Raw genomic sequence first — 22,468 nt, 5'->3', positions numbered from 1 at the left:
TTCCTGTACTTCATAAACAAGATTTGTGGACAGGACTAACAACAGTCGTGATGGTAGTACGTTCGATTCAGCATTGGAATAAAACTACCCAGGAGGTGCAATTTTACATCACTAGTCTTACCAGTGATGCTCATAAAATTGGTAGTGCTATTCGACAGCATTGGGGTATTGAAAATTCTGTTCATTGGACATTAGATGTCACTTTCAATGAGGATGAATGTCGAATTCGTTCTCTGCACAGTCCACAGAATTTTTCTTTGCTACGTCGCATTGCCCTAAATGCCTTAGAGCGAGAATCATCTTTTCGTCGCAGTATTCGCCAAAAATCACGACGAGCAGCTATGAACGATCGATATATGCTTTCTGTGTTGGCTGCGGCTCTCTCAAACTCAGTACCTCTGCCATAATGCCCCTGTCAATAGGGTTTGAGACGCGCTAACCCTGATTGATTAGCTTGGTGATAATTCGTTCATTAGCAATTCTTTGTTCCATTGCCGATAATAGTTTTAGAGCTAATTATTTAAGAGGTTGATTATGGTTTTTGCTCAAACCAGTCCCTGTGATGTAATAAAAACTAGCCTGACGTTAGACGAGTACCGGGCTATGGAAGAAACAAACCCAGAACGCCATGAATACCGCAACGGAGAGATTATTACTATGTCGGGAGGGTCGGAATCTCACAGTGCAATCGCTAGCAACTTTTTAATTTACTTGGGATTTTTACTGAGAGACACCGATTTTCGCTTGTATAATAGCGACTTGCGAGTTTGGATTCCTGAATATCAGTGTGGGACTTATACCGATTTGATGGTTGTTAATGGCGAATCAGAGTTTAATGGCACTCGCAATGATGAAATTCTCAATCCAATGCTGATTGTCGAAGTTCTATCGCCCTCAACTGAAGCTTATGACCGAGGGGACAAGTTCAGAAAATATCGCTCGATTGCCAGCTTTTGTGAATATCTGCTTGTGAGCCAAACTGAACCCTACATTGAACAGTATCATAACTTGGATCGTAACAGTAACGATCGCTGGCTATGGCAAGTTCACTCTCACCTTGAGCGGACGATTGTTCTGCACAGTTTAAACGTAGAAATTCCCCTGACTGAAATCTATCGTCGGATTAATTTTTAAGGGTGGCTAACTCTTTTGCGAAAATATCAAGTAAGCCAGAAAACATCAACTCACCCTCATAAATTGGCAGAGACACTGGGTAAATCAGAGCAATTTTGTTTTTTAGCCATTGGTTGAAACTCTTGCAATGAATTCATCAAAAGATTCATAAATTATTTCGTCTTGACGTAAATCATCAAGGCTGAACTCTTGACGTATCAATCCAAATCGAAACATCACATTTAAGCGACAACCACCACGAACAGTATTTTCTAAAAACAAAACTGCACCAAAACACAGTTTTGATTCCGCAGTAACTCGACCTTCAATAGACTCTGAATAGTCTACAGTTTTGTGACAGTGAAAAGCTTTGTCGTGTGTAATTGCTTGCAGAATATCACGCGCTTTTTTAGAGGAAAGCGAGTATTCTACAGATTTTTGGAACGGACAATCAAAGTTAACAAGCTTTTAGAAAAATGAGTATCATAACCGGATTCTAAAATATACGTCCGGTCTGCTTGAATAGTTATCAGCAACTTGCAGGTTTCTTTTTTGCGGCGTTCTGTATTCTCAAACCGCAGTTCTTTAAGATATCCAGTTAAGGCAGTTTGAGGGACATCACTCGGTTCACCATTGAGTGTGTACTACAATCCTCCGTGCTGACGATTGCAGTAGATTTTACAATTGCCAGCTTCAGAGTGCAATCCCAACGCGAACACTTTTTTCTTTGTTTTACCCTCTATTCCTCCTTAACCGAGCAGTATTGCTATGCGTTGGATATCTGGTGGCTATGCTTTATGGTAAAAAGATTACACGATAATAATTCCTGTGGTAATTACATAGAAACTTGTTGATTATCTTTCAAAAAAGCAAAAAAGAGTAGTATATTAGCGGGTTACAATTAAGCCTTAGTATCAGTAGTATGTAACAAAATATATATGGCTCGCTATATTACATAGTGTTTAAGTTACATGATGATAAAAAAGCTTTGGTAATAATCCAACAACCAGAAGTTGGCAAGCTGATTCTTAAACTTCGCACGATCACTGGTTTAATACAGGAAGAGTTTGCAACATCTTTAGGTGTTACTTATTCCACGGTTAATCGTTGGGAAAATGGACATAGATATGCCATGAATAGCCATAAATTTTAAAATAAATAAGTTTTTATATATGTGGTTATTCTGGAAAATTGTTAATCTAAAGGCCGTGTATTAAGTAGTTGTTATATTCGAGAATATCGCAATTTTACTTAATTAATTAAATCCAAATCTAAGTTTTATTTTAATATTAAAATCCCACTATCATTTGCAATAAATAGGTTAGATTAAAACTATGAATGATTCAAAATATAAAATCATAGAAAAAATTTCAGATGGTCTAGATACGGTTGTTTATCGAGCACAGGAGCTTACGAATGAAAGAATGGTTATCCTTAAAATACTTAAAAGTGAATACGCTAATATTGAATATGTAACAGAGTTTCAACATGAATATGAAATTGCTAAGTCATTAGATTTACCAGGAGTAATTAAAGTTTATAGATTAGAAAACTATCAAAACAGTATTACTTTAGTTTTTGAGGACATTGGAGGAATAAATCTCAAGCAATTTATCAACAATAATAAACTTAATATAATAAATTGCTTGCACTTAGCTATTCAGCTTGTCGATATTGTTATAGATTTGCATGAACAACATATTATTCATAAAGATATTAAGCCACAGAATATAATTATTAATCCTAAGTCAATGCAGGTTAAAATTACTGACTTCAGCATTGCCTCACGCTTGTCAAAAGAAAATGCAATTAGTAGCAATCCTAATTTGCTTAAAGGAACACTTGCTTACATGTCTCCAGAGCAAACAGGTCGTATGAATAGGACGATTGATTACCGCACAGACTTTTACTCTTTAGGTGTAACTTTTTATGAATTGTTGACTAATAAGTTGCCATTTAATTGCAGCGATCCCTTAGAAATAATTCACTCTCATATTGCCAAACAGCCGATACCCCCTCATCACATAAACCCAGAAATTCCGGAAGCTGTATCTAATATTGTAATGAAACTATTGTTGAAAACTGCTGAAGAAAGATATCAAAGTGGTTTAGGGCTAAAAGCAGATTTAGAGATTTGTTTTAAGCAATTATTAAATAATAGTAAAATCGAAAATTTTATTCCTGGTAAGTTAGATAAATTTAGCCAATTTACAATACCTCAAAAACTTTATGGACGCAAAAAAGAAGTAGCATCTCTCATGTCAGCTTTTGAGCGAGTCAGTATTGGTAGAAGTGAGATGATGTTAGTTGCAGGTTATGCAGGGATTGGTAAATCTTGCTTAGTTAATGAAATTCATAAACCTGTTCTCCAACAATGTGGATATTTTATTTCTGGTAAATTTGATCAATTTAAGCGAAATATTCCTTACACGGCTTTAATTGAATCATTTCAAGAGCTAACCCAACAGTTATTAACAGAAAGTTCTGAAAAAATAATTGTTTTGAAACAGCGACTTTTAGAAGCATTTGGTGAAACTGGTCAAGTTATTATTGATGTTATTCCTGAGATTGAAAAAATTGTAGGTCAACAGCCATCTGTGCCACAATTAGGAGTAATTGAATCCCAAAACCGCTTTAATCGAGTGTTTCAAAAGTTTATTCAAGTATTTACTCAAAAAGAACGCCCACTTGTTCTATTTTTTGATGATTTACAATGGGCAGATGTAGCAACTCTAAAATTTATTCAAATGCTGATGCTTGATGATAGCCAATATTTTTTGATGATTGGTGCTTATCGAGATAACGAAGTTATATCAAGTCATTATTTGAATCAGACGTTGAATGAAATCAAAAAAGCAGGAACAATTATAAATACTATTACACTAAAGCCTTTAAATATTAAGGATGTTCATGAATTAATAATTGATACACTTCATACTGTAACAGAAAAAACCAAAATACTAGCTGAATTTATTTTTCATAAAACTCAGGGTAATCCTTTTTTCTTAACTCAGTTGTTCCAAACTATGTATCAAGAAAATCTATTAAATTTTGACTTTAATAGTGGAACATGGCAGTGGGAAATAAATCAAATTCAAACCATTGGAATTACAGATTATGATGCCGTAGAATTGATTGTGAGAAATATAAAAAAATTGCCGATGAAGACACAACAGGTTTTAAAATTAGCTGCTTGTATTGGCAATCGATTTAACATAGACATTCTAGCAATTGTAAATGAAAAATCTCAGTCAGAAACCGCTTCTGAATTATGGGAAGCACTTAAAGTAAACCTAATTATCCCATTGAGCGACAATTATAAAGCTCCACTGTTTTTTGACAAAGATATACCTGTATCCTTAGGATACCAGGAATTAAAAGTTTCATATAAGTTTTTGCATGATCGTATCCAGCAAGCAGCTTATTCCCTAATTCCAGAATCGGAAAAAAAACAAACTCATCTGAAAATTGGGCAATTAATTCTAAAATATTACCAAATAGAGGAAATTGAAGAAAATATTTTTAATATTGTTAACCACTTAAATTTTAGTACTGAATTTATTTGCGATCAATCTCAAAAAGATCGGCTAGCGAAATTAAATCTCATAGCTAGCCAAAAAGCAAAAGCATCATCAGCTTATGAAGCTGCCCTTAACTATTCAACAGTTGGACTAGAATTGCTTACACCATCGAGTTGGGAAAATAACTATGACTTGATGCTAACACTTCACCTAGAAAGCGTAGAAGTAGAGTACTTAAATACTAATTTTACACGAGCAGCCATCTTAACTGAAACTATTCTACATAATGCTAATAATCTGCTGGATAAAGTCAAAGCTTATCAATTACAAATCCAGTTTTATATGGCTCAAAATCAGATGCTTAAAGCCATTGATATTGGATTAGAGGCGCTTGCAAAGTTGGGGGTTCCTCTGTCAGCGGCACCAAATAAGCAAAGTACTATAGCTAATTTACCTCAGCTTGAAGATTTAGAAAATTTTCCAGTTGTCAAAGATCCTTGTATACTGGCAGCTTTAAAAATCCTTGTTACTATTGCTGGTGCTGCTTTTATTACTAACCCGACAAAGGCAACTTTTCCCCAGATAATCTTGACTGTCGTCAATCTCTGTATTGAACATGGTCATTCAGCTTTAGCGGCTCACGGATACGCTTATTATGGGATGCTATTGTGTGGCTATCTGGAAAATATTGATGCTGGATATCGCTCTGGTAAAATAGCTTGGCGAATATTAGGTAAGTTCCAAGATATTGAACTTAAAAGTAAAGTATATGCACCATTTTATGGTTTTACCATTCATTGGAAAGAGCATCTTAGAGAAACAATTACTCCGTTGCAAGAAGGAATTCAAAGCGCGTTAGAAATTGGAGATTTAGAATACGCTGGCTATTGCTCTGTCCATTATTGTGGTCACATATTTTTTAGAGGAGAACAACTTGAATCAGTAGCTTATCAGCAAGCATCATATATTAATATATTAGAAAAATTTAAACTATATTTTCCTATAAACTACATTAAAATTTGGCATCAGCTAGTAATTAATCTCCAAGGAATTTCAGAAAATAAATATCTTTTAGTTGGTGATAGTTTTAATGAAATAACAATGATGCCGTATCTAAAAAGTACTAATAATGCTACTTCATTATTTGCTGCTTATGTTGCTAAACTGATTCTTTTTTACTTGTTTCAAGATTACACTCAAGCAATTGATAATGCCAAATTGGCTTCAGAATATACAGGTAGCGTGATGGGGATGATGACAGTTGGCATCCACAATCTATATTATTCACTAGCTCTAATTGCTTTATATCCAAATGCTGAACCTCAGATTCAACAAGAATATCTGACTGTTATTAATGGCAATCAGGAAAAAATGCGGTTATGGGCTGATCATGCTCCTACTAACTATCAGCATAAATTTGATCTGGTGGAGGCAGAAAAATCACGCATTTTAGGGCAACCCTTTATAGCTATGGAGTATTATGATCTAGCTATACAAGGGGCAAAAGGACAAGGATATATTCAAGAAGAAGCACTAGCCAACGAGTTAGCAGCAGAATTTTACTTTTACCGTGGTAGAGATCAGCAGGCATTATTCTACCTTAGAGAATCTTATCATGCTTATATACGTTGGGGAGCGATCGCAAAAGTTAGTGATTTAGAGTCAAAATACCCTGATTACTGCCCATTAAGAATAAATCATGAATCATCTAGTTTGAAAGCTAGCCTGTCAACTACTTCAAACAAGATCAATAATTTGGCATCTTTTGATTTATCTACAGTTTTTAAAGCTTCGCAAGCTATTTCTAGTGAAATCATGCTAGATGAATTGCTAGCTAAGTTGATGAAAATTGTTATGGAAAATGCTGGGGCACAAACTAGCTGCCTCCTTTTAGAGAAAAATGGTCAAATGCTAATAGAAGCATTTGTGGGAGTTAATAAAGATGAGATGTTGTTAGAAACTTCCATGTCCTTAGATAATAGTCTATACGTACCAATATCTATACTCAACTACGTGAGAATAACGGAGGAAAGTGTCGTTATTGGTGATGCTAGCTCTGAAGGAAAATTTACTAGAGATCCTTATATTATTGAGAATAAATGTAAGTCCGTTTTATGTATACCGATAATTCATCAAAGTAAACTTATTGGAATTCTGTATCTGCAAAATAACTTAACAACTAATGCATTTACTACTGAACGCTTAGAAGTTTTAAAAATTCTTGCGTCTCAAGCAGCCATTTCTATCGAGAATGCCAAGCTGTATACTAATCTATCTAAACTAAATGATAATCTCCAACAAGCTAACCAGCAGTTAGAGAATTACAGCAAAAATCTGGAAATGAAAGTAGAAGAGAGAACACAGGAATTATATGAAAAGAATGTGCGTTTGGAAGAACAAGCACAACAATTAGAATTTACACTAGAGCAACTAAAAATAACACAGTTACAGATTATTCAAAAAGAAAAAATGTCTGGTTTAGGTCAATTGGTTGCTGGTATAGCTCATGAGATTAATAACCCAATTAATTTTATTTACGGCAACATTTCTCATGCTAGTGAATATATTGAGGATATGTTGTATCTTATGAAAATGTATGAAAAGTTATCACCAAATCTGACTCCTCAAATGTTGGCAGAACAAGAGGAGATAGATTTACCATTTTTGCTTGAAGATTTACCCAAATTGCTATCTTCAATGCAGGTTGGAGCCGATCGTATTCGCCAGATAGTTCTGAGCTTACGTAACTTTTCCCGTCTGGATGAAGCAGAAATGAAGCCAGTTAATATTCATGAAGGTATTGATAGCACCTTGCTAATCTTGCAACATCGACTAAAAACAGAATCAGTCAATTCTAAGATTCAAATTATCAAAAATTATGCTTCCTTACCGTTAGTAGATTGTTATCCAAGTCAGCTAAATCAAGTATTTATGAATTTATTAGCTAATGCTATTGATGCGTTGGAAGATTATAACTCTCAGCGTTCATTAGAACAAGCTGAACTCAATCCAGGTTATATCAAAATCACTACTGGGTTATTAGAAGAAAATCTGTTGGCAATTCGCATTGCTGATAATGGTTCTGGTATGACATCAGATATAGTTTCTCAAATTTTTAATCCTTTCTTTACTACCAAACCTATTGGTAAAGGTACTGGTTTAGGATTATCTATTAGCTACACAATTATTGTAGAAAAACATGGGGGTAAAATAAGTTGTCAGTCAGTACCAGGACAAGGAACTGAGTTCATAATCGAACTTTCAGTAAGTAAGTAGATATGACTTTTCACGGGATGTGGAAATGGGGGATTGCTTGGCGGATATCATTCGCGAACTAAGTACTATTCTTTGTTGTGTTTAGAAGTTTCTTCGATTAAATCTTTTAAACCCTGATTGAGAATTTCAATTGAGAATTTCAATTGAACGATCTAGTCGATCTAGTGCTTCAATTTTAGCTCTGTTAAGAATTTGTTCTAGAGCATCAATTAGTTATTTAAAAACATTATATGGTAAAAATTGGCGGTCTAATCGTGCTGTACTCTTTTTAGATCCATTTGGAATGCAAATACCTTGGTCAACAATCGAAGCGATCGCCCACACTGAAGCAATTGACCTTTGGTATCTATTTCCTTTGGGAGTTGCAATGGTTAGCAAGGGGATTATTTGTTGCTCATATAGCGTGGGAAATGGTTATGTAGCTAGGGATTTGAAGTACAAATCTTGACACCATAAAACTGAGATAACTCATCAGGTGCTAGAGGAGTGACTGGTCGATAATCTTGACTCACAAGAAAATCTGGTCGCGGATTTTGAACTGGTAAAGGAGTATTGTCAATACTGTTATAAGTAATAATCACAGCAGAGCGCCCAAATGGCGAGATATTATTTGATGAAGCATGTACAATATTACTATCAAAAAATAGTACTGAACCCGCCGCTGCTTTTATAAAAGTAATTCCATATTTTGATACTAGATTAGTAACTAATTCCTGGCTTAGAGAATACTTCAAATTAGCACTAAAACTCGATATCCACTCATTGCTGTCACTAGGACTATTAGAATTTGTAGTTCCCACCTTATTTTGATAAGTCGTAACATCAATCATTTCTTCTTTATGGGAACTAGGAATTACAAATAATGGCCCATTAAATTCGTTCATATCATCCAATAAGCACATAGCATTAACTACTTTTGGTTTTGGCATCCTATCTTCCTTGTACCAGTAAATATAGTCTTGATGCCATTTCCAAATATCGCCACTAAATGCTGCCTTCATATTAACTTTGAATTGATATATGTATACTTTGCTTCCAACTATTTGCATTGCCGGATAAACGAGCAATGGATGTCTTGTTAGACAATTGAAAACATTATTTTTGGTATGTGAACCATGAAAAGAACGTACAGTTTTACCATCTTTCTCAAGAATTTTTTGGGGGGATGTTTCTACTGATAGCTTAGATAATTCTGCTTTCATAATTTTAACTTCGGCGCGAGAAAAATATTCTGGCAATAAAAGAAATCCTTGATTTTGATAGATTAATAATTCTTGCTCTGTTAACTGCATATTAAAATCCTACATTGATGAATACTTAGAATCTAACTCTTTTAAGATTTACAACCATTGCCAGAAATACTTAAATATTTAATTATTGACTGATAGGATAAATCCCTTCTGACTTGAAAATACTCCTTCGATGAGTATCTATATAGAATAGATCCGTCTCACATCACATTTTCATTCATGGTGATGAAATTTTTTCATTGGGACTGCCCTCTACCTTTCTTCGATAAACTATTTCTGGCTACTTGATATATGAATGAGTATCAACTATCTAAAAAACAAAAGACATATCTACTAGACAAACTCCATATTTAAAAATCCAATACGTTGAAAATAAGCTAAATATTTACTGATTAATTCAGTATTTATTGATGGAGGATAAATGGAAGTATCGGCAATTGCCTCAAGTGTATTACGACAGTCTAAATCAGGAGTGTTTTGATATAGCTGCCATGCAGTCATTCCTTGATAGACTTTTTCAGTTAACATGGGTATTAAAGGAAATAAAAGATTTTTCTGAGAGTATCTAGCTTGATTGATTAAATCATTTGTCCATTGGTCATAAGGCACTTTTCGCAGTTGGTATCCACAAATTGATATCATCTCAAATAATCTAGTTAAATCAATATTTTGCGATGCTAAAGGAACTAAATGAAAGGATTTTCCTAAAGATTTTTTTCTCTTAGATATTTGAACAATAGCTTTACTAGCATAATCAACAGTAATTAAATCTTGTTTTTGCTTGACAAGATATGGAAAACTACCTACTTGAATACAACCTTTGATCAATCTAGATATGTAGTCATCTGTATTAGTTACACCAGTATGCAGATGACCCATTAAAAATCCGGATCTAATAACTGTCACAGGGATTCCTCTGGATTTAGCAATCCAAACAAGTTTTTCGGCTACCCATTTACTTTGGGTATAACCAATATCCTGATAAAGATAAGTTTCACTATTATCAATATCATCATCCTCATAAAGGGTATTCACTCCCGTTAAACAGGCTATTGTGCCAAAAATAGCAATTGTTGAGATATAGTGTACTGGCTTGAGTTGATGATGACACGCTAATCTGAGAACTTCTTGAGTACCAAGAACATTTGCTGCCTTAATAACAGAGTAAGGTTTAGCAAAGTTGACTTGAGCGCCACTATGATAAATCACATCAATCTGCTCCGCTAGCTTGTCAAATTGCTCTAGAGAAAGTCCCAGATGAGGTAAAGCTAAATCTCCTGGGATGGGGATAATTCTTGAGCTTTGGCTTGCGTCCCATATTAAATATTTTTCTAAGGTTTCCTGTAATCTTTTGAAACCTTCACTTTCGTTATTAGCACGCACAAGGCAATATATTTTCGCCTGAGTTTGCTGTAGCAATTCATGGATTAAGAAAGCACCTAAAAAGCCTGTTGCTCCTGTTAAGAAAATATGCTGCGGCTGACTGATATCGTTACCAAGTACTCCCTGAGGATAGATGTTTGGATCGAGTACAGCTTCAGCTTTGAGATTAACAACAGTATTGAGAATAGCAGTTCCTTTTTGGTGTACTTTCTCAACTATTTGGCTGAGTCCTTCTATAGTCTGTTGCTCGAAAATACATCTTACGGGCAGTTCTACTTGGAAACTTTCTCGTACAGACATCATTAACTGCGCTGCTAGCAGAGAATTACCACCAAGTTCAAAAAAGTTATCGCGAATGCCCAGATGCTCAATACCTAGTATCTTAGCCCAGATGTCGAGCATTTGTTCCTCGATAGGAGTACGAGCTTTAATCAATGCTACTTCCAGAGTTGTCCTAGACCGATCGGGAGCCGGTAGTGCACGACGGTCTAACTTGCCATTGAGTGTCAGTGGTAATTTCTCTAGGCACACAAAAGCTGTAGGTATCATATATTCTGGTAGCTTTTCTTCAAGAAAGCGGCGGAGTTCTAAAGCCAGCTTGCGAGTAAACTGACTCTGTAGCGGTTGATTAGCATAGTAATTCCAAGGCTTGGTGTGAACTGTATCTTGAAAAGCGATCGCCTCTGAGAATACATCTACTTTTCTCCTTTGGCAATGTCTGAAAACTACCTCATAACAGTCAAGCACGCTAAAGTCTGACCAAATGATATCGATCGAATAAGGTAAATCCTGGCTCAAATTCCACAGTTCTTCAGGATCGATACCAATCCGGGAAAGTTGTTCTAAATTCGATCGCATCTCGCCTACTGTCTTAAACTCATCTAGGTTGTTTAGCAATTCTACAGTCTTGACTTCCTTAATTAACCTGGCATTAGGTACGTTTTTAATTCGCAGAATTTGTGGCTGAGTTGCTAATAGCAGGTGACGAACAGATAACAACGTTAGCTCTTGTTGTTGCCAATCCAACCAAGGAATATTTACAGTGTTGTCAGTACTAGTGCCTATATGCAGAATCACATCATAGCGAAACTTTGTGAGTTCATTGTGATACTGACCGCGCTTGAGGTAAATTTGTACTTGACTAATCTTGGGTAAGTGCTGTTGCAATGTCCTAAAAAAGTCTGGATGAATTACCAGTTCTTCCTCTTGGTTAACGCGTTGTCGAACCTGCTCTTGTAACTGTATTGTGGAAAGTGTGGATGATGCTTGATACAATGCTACAGAGGCGTGGTAAGCCTCTAATAACGGCAGGCTACGCACATCTCCGACAAAGATAAAACCGCCAGGTCTGACAGCATTTACAGATCCTGCCAAAACTTGCACTAAATAGTCAATGCTGGGAAAATACTGAATTACCGAGTTGATAATTACCGTATTGAAAGCATCTGCCTCAATGTTCTCAAAATTATCAGCAGGTCTTTGTAACAAAGTCAGTTGTGGCCAATCCTGACCAGACATTTGTAACTGTTGGATTTGCCGTAGTGCTTCCGGCGCAAAGTCAGTACCCCAATATTTATCGCAATGGGAAATAATTTTACATAGTAATAGACCTATACCGCAACCAATTTCTAGTACTTCGCTAGGTTGCAGAGAGAGAATGCGTTCAACAGTGTGGTCTACACACTCACGCATCTCTTCCGTAGGAATAGGCATACCTGTATAACTACTGTTCCAACCTATAAGATTGAATACTCGATTTTCTTTCTCAGTAGTTTCTTTGTAGGTTTGATCGTAAAGTGTTTGCCACTGAGAAAGGTGTTCAGTTTGCCAATCTGTTAATAACTTTTGGGCATTCTCATCTTGTTGATTTTGCACCACATAAGCTACCAAACGTTTTTGTTCGGGTGCATCTTCCCGATCTATCACCACACCTGTCTTTACTGACGGATGTTGCATGAGCAAGGCTTCAATCTCTCCTAGCTCGATTCGGAAGCCGCGAATCTTTACTTGGCCATCGATACGACTGAGATACTCAATATTGCCATCTGGGAGATAGCGAACTAAATCCCCTGTTTTATAGAGGCGAAGATCGTTATTGTCTTCTGCCTTCTGCCTCCTACCTTCTGCCTTATTAAAGGGATTGAGAATAAACCGAGCATCTCTAAGGTCTGGGCGATTGAAATAGCCACGTGCTAAACCAGCACCACCAATGTAGAGTTCTCCCGGTACACCCACTGGCACTAGTTGTAACTGACCGTCGAGTACATAGAATTCAGTATTGGCGATAGGCCGACCAATCAAAACTTGTCCATCCTCAGATACTACTTTATATATTGCTGACCAAATAGTAGTTTCAGTAGGTCCATAAACATTCCATAAAATAGCACATCGCTGTTGTAACTGTTGAGCCAATTTTTTCGGCAAGGCTTCTCCACCGCACAGTATTTTCAGATGCTTGCTGCCCTGCCAACCTGCTTCTAGAAGGAGTTGCCAAGTGGCTGGGGTAGCTTGCATGATGGTAGCACGAGAGTTGGTTAACTTTGCGATTAATTCTATACCGTCCATAGTCTCTTCCCGACTAAGCATAACGACACGGGCACCAAGAGTAATCGGTAAGAAAATTTCTAGTACTGCAATGTCAAAAGATAAAGTAGTGACGGAAAGCAGTATATCTTGCTTTGTCAGTTCCAAATGCTGACCCATGAAGTGAAGGAAATTGACTACAGAGCGGTGCATAATTTGTACACCTTTGGGTTTGCCTGTAGAACCGGAAGTGTAGATTACATAAGCTAAATTGTCAGGATTAATACTAGTATCAAGGTTATCTTGACTCTGCATAGTAATATCCTGCCAGTCTCTATCCAAACAGACAATACGCGCTTGATGTTCAGGGAGTTGAACCAATAAATGTTGTTGAGTTAATAGCACTGATACCTGAGAGTCTGACAGCATTAAGGATAAACGCTGCTGTGGATAGGCTGGATCTAAAGGTATATATGCACCACCTGCTTTGAGGACGGCTAATAAAGCTATGATCGTTTCTAGCGAGCGCTCCACACAAATACCTACCAATACATCTGCACCTATACCTAAAGTTTGTAAATGACGAGCTAATTGATTTGCTCTGGCATTCAACTCGCGGTAAGTTATTTGCTGATCTGCAAAAATTGCTGCTACAGAGCTAGGCTGACGCTCTACTTGTGCTTCAAATAGTTGATGAATGCACTTTTGCTGTGGGTAATCTGCTTGAGTTTGATTCCATTCGACTAATAATTGTTGGCGTTCAGTAGGTGTTAAAAGAGGTAAATCTGCAACTTTCTCATTTGGATTAGCAACAATCCCTGCAACTAAAGTCTGAAAATGTTCTCCGATGCGAGAGATGGTAGCAGCGTCAAACAAGTCAGTGCTGTACTCAAACCAACCACTAATGCCATCTGGTGTTTCAAATAGTTCTAGAAACAGATCGAACTTGGCTGTGCCATTGTGTTCCAAGCAATGGTTGATGCTTAAACCAGAAAGTTCCAGAGCTTGCATAGGTACATTTTGCAGCGCAAAGCAGATTTGGAACAAGGGATGGCGGCTCAAATCCCGCTCTGGTTCTAGTTCCTCAACCAGCTTTTCAAAGGGGATGTCTTGATGAGCGTAAGCTTCTAAGGTCACTTTTCGCACTTGCTTGAGCAACTGGCGGAAACTAGGAGAGCCGGAAAAATCACTGCGTAATACTAAAGTGTTAACAAAGAATCCAATTAAATTCTCAATTTGTTGGTGGTGACGGTTGGCAATTAACGAACCTACGAAGATATCTTCGCTACTCGTATAGCGGAATAGCAGTGTTTGGAATGCTGCTAAGAGCGTCATATATAAAGTAACTCTCTCCTGCTGACTGAACCAAGTTACTGCCTCGCTAAGAGATTTGGAGAGTGCTAAAGGTTGACGTGCCCCACGATAAGTTTGGATTGCCAGTCGGGTGCGATCGCTTGGTAACTGCAAAATGGGTAAATTTGCTAACTGCTGTTTCCAATAAACTAGTTGCTCTGATATAACTTTTCCTTGTAACCACTGCCGTTGCCATACAGCAAAGTCTGCATACTGAATGGGAAGTTCAGCTAAGGGAGAAGGTAAACCATTGGTAAAAGTCTGATACAGCAATGTCAACTCTCGAAACAACACGCCCACAGACCAACCATCAAAAACAATGTGGTGAATGCTCAAAAGCAGTAGATATTTCTCTACATCTAACTGCAATAGGGTTGTTCGCAATAACGGCCCACGATTGATATTAAAGGGCTGCTGGAATTCTTCAATCATTAACCGCTGAATTTCTGTATCTTTTTGTGATTCAGACAGCGAACGCAAATCCACCAATTTTATAGGTATGCTCAAAGCCGGAGTAATAATTTGTACAGGCTGCCCATTTAATGAAGCGAAGGTAGTGCGGAAAACTTCGTGTCGCCGAACAATTTCGTTGATGCTTTGTTCTAAAGCTCTCAGATTTACCTGACCAAACAGGCGAAAAGTTTGGGGAAAATTGTAGAAGGGACTATCAGGCAACAACTGTTCTAGAAACCATAATCGCTGCTGGGCAAAGGAAAGGGGCAAGTTTTGGTTACGCGTTACAGGTGCGTAGATATGTAGTGGCTTGTCGCCAGACATCGCCCAAGTCTGCCATTCTGAATTTTGCTTTAGTTCTGTCTCGATACTTTCAGCCAAGCTGGCAACAGTCGGCGCATCAAATAAACGTCGCAATGGTAAATCTAATTGATAGGTATCTCGAATACGAGAGATTACCTGAGTAGCTAGCAGTGAGTGTCCTCCAATCTCAAAAAAGTTATCGTGAACACTAATCTGCTCCAATCTCAAAACTTCTACCCAAATTTTTGCTAGTACTTCCTCAACAGTGGTACGAGGTGAGACAAAATCCTGCTCCAGATTCCGTCGGGTGCGATCAGGTGCTGGTAAGGAACGACGATCTACTTTTCCGTTAGATGTCAGTGGTAAGGCATTTAACATCACAAAGCTAGAAGGCACCATATAATCTGGCAATTTATCCTTGAGAAATTTACAGAGATTGCCGCTCACTGTGCGCTGCAAAATCTTCCATAAATTTTGGGTTTCTAAGATATGCCCTATACTTTGGTGAAAGAGGGTTTTTTCATTAGGCGTTAGAGTCAACTGAATACCAGCCCGCTGATCCTGACTCCAAGCAACGCTGCCGTTTAACCATAGTTCTTCTGATGTCACTGGCAACCGTAGACAAAGACGGATACGTTTACCTCTAGCCCAACTAAATGACATTCCTACCAAGCAAACGCCATCAATGCAGATAGCCTCCGTTTGTAGTTCTACTATCCGGTTGTCATCAGTTTCCACTATACAAACGCTTTCATAAGGCGCTTGCTTTGGAATCAAGGTGGAAACAATATAACCGACTAGATGCTTATCTCCAGGTACATCCTCGCGTGCTATGACTACGGCTTCACACACCTCAGGATGTTGCAACAGCATTCCTTCGATTTCCCCCAACTCAATGCGGAAGCCGCGAATCTTCACCTGCTGGTCTATCCGACCCAGGTATTCAATATTCCCATCTGGTAAGTAACAAGCTAAATCACCTGTTTTATACAAGCGAAGATCGTTATTGCCTACTGCCTCCTGCCTCCTGCCCTTCAGGTTCGGTAGTCCCCCATCGACGGGAACCGCCAAGACGGGAGCTACCTCACCTCCTGCCTTCTTAAAGGGATTAAGAATAAAGCGTTCGGCAGTGAGATCGGGTCGATTCAAGTAACCCCTGGCTAAACTATCGCCACCAATGTAAAGCTCTCCCGGAACACCTATAGGAACTGGCTTTAATCCTGCATCGAGTATATAGATTTGGGTATTAGCTATGGGACGGCCTATAGATGGATAAGTAGGCCAGGAATCAGGATCTCGATCTAATGTCAAAGCCGTTACTACATGGGTTTCTGATGGACCGTAGTGATTATGAAATGAGCAATATGGCAGCGATTTGAATAATTTGACAATGGCTGGGGTGATTTGCAATTGCTCACCTGTTGTAGTAACTTCTCTTAAGCTAGTAAATAATTCCAACTGAGATATAGCCATTTCTGCCATTTGCTGTAGTACGACAACAGGCAGAATGACTTTTTCAATCTCTTGACTTTGAATAAAGCGAGCTAAAGCTGTAGTATCCCGACGCAAATCTTCTGAGATGAGAAACAAAGTTCCTCCTGAAGACCAAGTAGCAAACATCTCATGAAAGCTAGCATCAAAGCTCAAAGATGCAAATTGCAAGGTACGTACACCTGTTAATAATGAGTTTAAGTGCCATTGCAGTAAATTCACTAAAGGGCGGTGAGCTAAACAGATGCCTTTCGGTCTGCCTGTAGAACCAGAAGTATAGATGATATAGGCTAAATTCTCTGCTGTTACTTCACTAGAAGGATTTTCCTGACTGTATTGCCCTATCTTGTGCCAGTCAGTATCTAAACAGATAATCTGCGCTTTGGTTTCAGGAAGCTTTGTTAATAGTCTTTGTTGAGTGACTAATATTGATATTTGAGTATCCTCAAGCATAAAGGCTAGGCGTTCCTTAGGATAAGCTGAATCCATTGGTACATAAGCCCCACCAGTTTTGAGAACTGCCAAAACTGCGATCGCCATTTCCAGGGTTCTTTCTACGCAGATTCCTATGGGTATATCTGGTTTCACACCTAGCGAACGCAAGTAGTGTGCTAATTGGTTCGCCTGCTGATTGATCTCTCGGTAAGTGAGTGAAGATTGTCCCTGGTTATCTGCCTCTTTAAAGAATACTGCTACAGCATCTGGCGAGCGCTCTACTTGCTCTTCAAACAGTTGATGAACGTATTTATCTAATGCGTAATCCTTACTAGTATCATTCCAAGTTTCTACTAATTTTTCATCCTCAGCTTTTGGTAATATATTCAGGTCATGAAAATATTCACATCCTTGACTCACTTGATTTGCAAGAAATAGCAATCTTTCTAAAGAGTTTATATCTGTAAAATATTTTTGATTATAAAATATTTCTATTTCTAAACTATCATTAAAGTCTTGAATTACCAGATGAACTTCATTTTCAGCAAAAGAATTATGGATAGTTAATCTAGAACAGTCTTCGGCAAAAGGAATATTCAGGATGGTAAAGTTATAAAAATTATAGAAAAATTTTAATGACTCATCCTTTAAATAGTTTCTTTGTAGAAGAACTGAGATGTTTTGGAGATTATCGAGATTTTTACGATAGTTTTTGATGTATAAAAGATAATCAATTAACCTTGACTGATTCTCAATACTTTTTTGATGTATAACAACAGGGGCTACTTGGTAAATGCAACCTAAAATATTAAGTAACTCTTCATCTCTTTTACCAAAAATATCGTAAAACACGAAATCTGCTGGTGCTTGTAAATATTTACTTAAATAAATGCCATAAACCGCCCTAAAAAATGTCGGAATACTACATTGATTTAATTGGCAGTATTTTCTAATTTGTACTAGCTCATTCCCGGCAATTTCTAATTTTCTTGATTTAGCTTTGTTTTCTGTTTCGATTTTGATATAAGGCGTAACAGGAATAACATTACTTAACGTTTCTAGCCAATACTCCTGAATCTCTGGAGTATCAAATTTAGTTACAAGCTCGTCGATAAAATCATGAAAAGAATTACCATCAAAATTTTGAGGATTATTGCCTATTTTTAAATATTGGTAGATTTTTGCAACCCTTTCAAAGAAAACTTTTCCAGAATATCCATCAAAAAGAATATGAGGTGCACCCAAAACAGCTGTATAGTTACCTTGTTTATCTTTGACTAAAATGTTTTTAAATAAATCTTGATCGCTTTTTTGCAATTCTAACTTTATTTTAATCTTCTCTTCGAGAACTTGCTGTAAACCAGTAAAATAACTGTGATGAATTGATAAATCTATAAACTCAAAATTAACATCAATATTGCGATCTACAAACTGAAAAGGTTCGCCTTTATAAAAAATAAACCTAGTTTTAGTAGTATCATCTTTTTGACAGACTATTTTTATTGCCTGTTCCCAAATCAATTTGTCTACATTTTGTGATAATAAATTTACGGAAAATCCTAAAGTAAAAACAGTACTATCTGGATGAAGCATTTTATCCAGATATAAATCTCTCTGTGTAATTGTTAATCGTGATATTTTACCAATCCTTGAAGGCTCAAAAGGCTCATTTAATATAGTTCCTGTTACCAAAGCCCTGAACACTTCATTAAGTGAGATACTAGAAACATTATTGCCTTGATGATTGTTAATCATGATGATTATTTTGTAGTCAATTTTTTATCCTACCCACATTCCGCAAGTTGAAACAGAAATCTGGGGATTTTTTAGTAACGCTAAAATCCTTACCTTGAAATGATTCTACCATAAACATACCCCACCAGTTTCATCGATTGAATCCGCCAGAGTGCCTATGTCCCAGATATCTAGAAACTTTCATTTAACTCAAACTGTAACCAACCAAAGGACAATCTACCAAGAGCGATCGCACTTTCGATTAGTTGAGAATAGTGTCAATAAGTCCAGAGTGAGTGCTTGCTACTTGATGTTTTAGCCGCGATCGCCAAGTCATATAAATACATGAAAATATTGTAGTATAAAAATTTGAAAATTATCGATCAATTTTCACTTACCTGCGGAATGTGGGTTTTATCAAAAAAGTAAAGGTTCAAAACCTCGCCCGCAAGTGGCGCGAAAAAATCCTAGTATCTCAAGATAGCTAAATTGGTTATCTGCTCATGAAAGACTCAGAGAAAAGAAAGTTTTCACAATGTTTTGGGAACTTATGTACCCCAACCAGTGCGGGATATACTAGATATAGGGTGTTCAGCAGGCATTTATACGTATCGGCTCAATAAGTTGGGGTAGCAGAAAAAAATAAAAAGCTTAGTAGGTACAGCAGTGATATAGAATATGACACATGACGCAAAGCCAATCGAGGAACAAACCAGTATACGATTTGCTGCAAGCCATCGACCCAAAAGGGATTGCAGATGAATCAGTGCGTCGAACCGTAGAGATATTATTGAACCTCGTAGAGGAATTAAACTTACAGGTCAAACAATTGTAGATTGCCGATTGTAGATTTGAGATTGACTACACCCACTCTTGGATGCAGCTTGAGGATTTGAGATTGACGATTTGAGATTTATTCCGCCCACTTTCCTGCTGGGCTTGTACCAAAAACAATCTGCAATCTGCAATCTCCAATCTTCAATCTTCTCGGTCAAAGAACTACGAGAAGAAAATCAAAGATTGCGGGATGAAAACAACCGCCTGAAGGGAGAACAAGGGAAGCCAGACATAAAAGCCAAGAAGAACAAAGGCGAACTCAGCAACCACTCATCAGAGAAAGAACGAGAAACTCCAAAAAAGCACACCAAGACCAGTAAAAATGAAAGTATCAAAATAGACCGAGAAGAAATACTAGAATATCCTCGGTCGGAACTGCTACTAGCTTATAGAGATTCTCCAAGGGCAGAACTCGCACGGCAACTAAAGTCTAAATTCTGGGAACTGTTCGATACAAAAAGTGGTTACGAGCAGTTGGATGAACGAAAACGATTAACGGAGGCCATTGCCTCCGAGTTACTTCTAGTTTTAGAGCAGAAGGAATTACCATTGCACAATAATCCTGCTGAGTTAGCTGCTAGAACTATGGTGCAGCGACGTAATATTAGCTACGCCACTCAGACTACTGAGGGTACTAAGGCGATTGACACTTTTATGTCTCTTGTTGCCACTACTCGGAAGTTGGGAATTAGCTTTTTTGAGTACGTGCGTGACCGCATTTCAAAGATGAGAATCATCCCCTCTTTGGCGACTATTATTCGTGAGAAATCTTCTATTTATCCCTTTGGTTGGTCGTGGCAACCAGAATAATTGCCTACCCCGAAGTATTGAGGGGATACGAAAAATCTATCAACTACTACAAGTTTTGAACCGTAAAGTTCACACTTGTAAGTTAATTGACGGCGGAACTCATAAAACCCCATATCCGCAATCGCCTTAGCTAAATTACCGTTTGCTAACATCCCGCGCACATTTAAATCCTCAATCCCGATAACAGCGTGGTTTTTACTGATATAGGTCGTGATTTTGTGCAATGTGTCTTTGCGAATGTTGGCTATTTTAGGGCAAGTAAAGGTGGATGAAAAATCCAATGAAATTACAGCAATTCCAGAGTTATTAAAAGTTTTAGAACTGTCTGGATGTATTGTGACAATTGATGCAATCGGCTGTCAGAAAGAAATTGTGAAATTAATCACACAGAAAGATGCAGATTATGTAATTACATTAAAAAAGAATCAAGGAAATCTTTATGATGAGGTAGAAAAGCTATTTAAGTCAGGGATAAGTACAGGTTTTGAGAGAATTGAACATAGCACATATAAAACAGAAGAAACAGGGCATGGTCGTCATGAAATTCGCAATTACGTAATGTTAGCTGGAATTGGGTCACAACTTGATCCAGATTCGGTGTGGTCAAAGTTTAGCAGTGTTGGGATGGTAGAGTCCATCCGCTTATCGGATGGTAAAACAACAGTCGAAACTCGTTATTTCATTAGTAGCCTTATCAAGAATGCTGAAGAATTTTCTAATGCTGTTCGTAGCCATTGGGGTATAGAAAACTCTTTACATTGGGTGTTGGATGTTGCTTTAAAAGAAGATGACTGCCGGATTAGGAAAGACAATGCTCCACAGAATTTTGCAGTATTACGGCAAATTGCAGTCAATCTTTTAGGTAAAGAGAAGCGAGTCAAACGAGGAATCAAAAATAAACAGTTTCTCGCCGCGATGGATAACAACTATTTATTAAGTGTTTTAGCGTTAGCTTAAAACAGTATATCAAAACTTGAATTGAATGTTTTATATGAAAGGTTTATTTATTCTCTCGATAAATATGCTTTTATTTACCCCATAATTGAATATTTTTAGTATTAATGAATAGCCGTTCAGTTCAAGATAAGCTAATTCACAGCTTGAGAAAATATTTGATTTATTTTGTTTATCATTCACTCAATTCCTACAATTATTTATGTCATTTTGAAATCTTTCTCAGTTTTTATTAGTAAATAAGATGCGTTCGCCCTGCTACGAACCTAAAAGAGCGATCGCCCCCATAGAATCAGGAGACAATCGCTTTCTCATCAGTTCATGTTTCTGTATTTGGCAGTTCTGAGAGACTGAGTTTTCGCTGCAACCACAGGACTACTAGCCTGTCGTGCAGTTGATGCCCATTTCCTCATCCGAGAAACCGCCGCCACATCCTGAATTGCAAGCGGGGTAATCGTTTGACGACAGGCTTCGAGGTCAGCAAGTGTTACCTGCTGCGGTCTACCCTCATCGAATGCCAATAGAGCAGCTTCCGATGCTAGTGTTTCCAGTTCTGCGCCTGAAAACTTTGCAGTGTTGGCATCGATCGCTTCGAGATATTCGGATTCCAGGTGAATGCCAAAGCGTTGCAGATGAATCCCTAGAATCTGTACACGCTCTAGTTCCGATGGTAAATGGGGCTAAATGAGCAATCGTACAGATAGTTACGCTAAGGCTGTAACCCTTACTGGATAAGCATTCTCCAATTCGATATTTTTCGCAATTCTCGATGTACCAAATAACCTATAGGTTATTTGGTACAGCTTTTTTGTACGGCACAGTAAGGATTTGAGGCTTTTAAATTTCAGACAGATCAATTGGTACAGGTGATCGGGATGTTGAAAACGGCTCATCAATTCCTTAGCGTAACTTTCTGCACGGTTGCTCATTTCACCCCTTTACCATCAGACCATTTGACTCCCTGTTTGAGTTTCCAAGTCACTGATTTACCATCTTTTGCTACTCCACCGTTCTCTAAAGAGGGAATTTCTG

10 protein-coding genes and 2 pseudogenes are annotated in these 22,468 nt (G+C 37.6%); 8 read left to right on the top strand and 4 right to left on the bottom strand.

Annotated elements, in window-relative coordinates; all coding sequences use genetic code 11:
* From V7K67_RS01575 to V7K67_RS01555, 5 genes are all read left to right on the top strand, one after another.
* Positions 1-407 (top strand): ISAs1 family transposase (locus V7K67_RS01575; protein ID WP_335164977.1); only part of this gene is annotated, 407 nt, incomplete at its 5' end.
* A 127-nt stretch (positions 408-534) separates the two neighbouring features.
* Positions 535-1,134 carry a Uma2 family endonuclease gene (locus V7K67_RS01570; protein WP_335164975.1) on the top strand — a complete coding sequence of 200 codons (600 nt, stop codon included), beginning with the start codon at positions 535-537 and terminating at the stop codon, positions 1,132-1,134.
* A gap of 967 nt (positions 1,135-2,101) precedes the next feature.
* Complete coding sequence (locus V7K67_RS01565) at positions 2,102-2,266, top strand: helix-turn-helix domain-containing protein (RefSeq protein ID WP_335164973.1); 165 nt, start codon at positions 2,102-2,104, stop codon at positions 2,264-2,266.
* Between the two features lie 181 nt (positions 2,267-2,447).
* On the top strand, positions 2,448-7,910 hold the full coding sequence (locus tag V7K67_RS01560) for a trifunctional serine/threonine-protein kinase/ATP-binding protein/sensor histidine kinase (RefSeq protein WP_335164971.1): 5,463 nt from the start codon (positions 2,448-2,450) through the stop codon (positions 7,908-7,910).
* A 283-nt stretch (positions 7,911-8,193) separates the two neighbouring features.
* A complete protein-coding gene (locus tag V7K67_RS01555; protein WP_335164969.1) occupies positions 8,194-8,358 on the top strand; it encodes a hypothetical protein in 165 nt (54 codons plus the stop codon).
* Here the strand turns inward: V7K67_RS01555 and V7K67_RS01550 are convergent.
* Positions 8,333-9,202 carry a phytanoyl-CoA dioxygenase family protein gene (locus V7K67_RS01550; protein WP_335164967.1) on the bottom strand — a complete coding sequence of 290 codons (870 nt, stop codon included), beginning with the start codon at positions 9,200-9,202 and terminating at the stop codon, positions 8,333-8,335. The two genes, V7K67_RS01555 and V7K67_RS01550, sit on opposite strands and share 26 nt — an antisense overlap.
* A gap of 291 nt (positions 9,203-9,493) precedes the next feature.
* Positions 9,494-18,856 (bottom strand): amino acid adenylation domain-containing protein, encoded by a 9,363-nt coding sequence (locus V7K67_RS01545; protein ID WP_335164965.1) that lies wholly within the window; start codon positions 18,854-18,856, stop codon positions 9,494-9,496.
* A gap of 664 nt (positions 18,857-19,520) precedes the next feature.
* Here V7K67_RS01545 and V7K67_RS01540 point away from each other — a divergent pair.
* Positions 19,521-19,670: a hypothetical protein gene (locus tag V7K67_RS01540; RefSeq protein WP_335164963.1), complete on the top strand. Its 150-nt coding sequence runs from the start codon at positions 19,521-19,523 to the stop codon at positions 19,668-19,670.
* A 71-nt stretch (positions 19,671-19,741) separates the two neighbouring features.
* Positions 19,742-20,482 carry an IS66 family transposase gene (locus tag V7K67_RS01535; RefSeq protein ID WP_335164961.1) on the top strand — a complete coding sequence of 247 codons (741 nt, stop codon included), beginning with the start codon at positions 19,742-19,744 and terminating at the stop codon, positions 20,480-20,482.
* Here V7K67_RS01535 and V7K67_RS01530 read toward each other — a convergent pair.
* Complete coding sequence (locus tag V7K67_RS01530) at positions 20,449-20,706, bottom strand: transposase (RefSeq protein WP_335164959.1); 258 nt, start codon at positions 20,704-20,706, stop codon at positions 20,449-20,451. The genes V7K67_RS01535 and V7K67_RS01530 overlap by 34 nt on opposite strands.
* Before the next feature lie 22 nt (positions 20,707-20,728).
* Between V7K67_RS01530 and V7K67_RS01525 the strand changes: the two are divergent.
* Positions 20,729-21,439, top strand: a pseudogene (locus V7K67_RS01525) (ISAs1 family transposase); the annotation flags it as partial.
* 311 nt (positions 21,440-21,750) lie between these two features.
* Here V7K67_RS01525 and V7K67_RS01520 read toward each other — a convergent pair.
* Positions 21,751-22,110 (bottom strand): annotated as a pseudogene (locus tag V7K67_RS01520) (AAA family ATPase); the annotation flags it as partial.
* Positions 22,111-22,468: the final 358 nt, after the last annotated feature.

Origin of the sequence: Nostoc sp. (assembly GCF_036917155.1) — a bacterium.
In the GTDB taxonomy this organism is placed as follows: Bacteria; Cyanobacteriota; Cyanobacteriia; order Cyanobacteriales; family Nostocaceae; genus Nostoc.
Note: the sequence above shows the minus strand (reverse complement) of the source record. Positions and strands in the feature narration are given on the sequence as shown.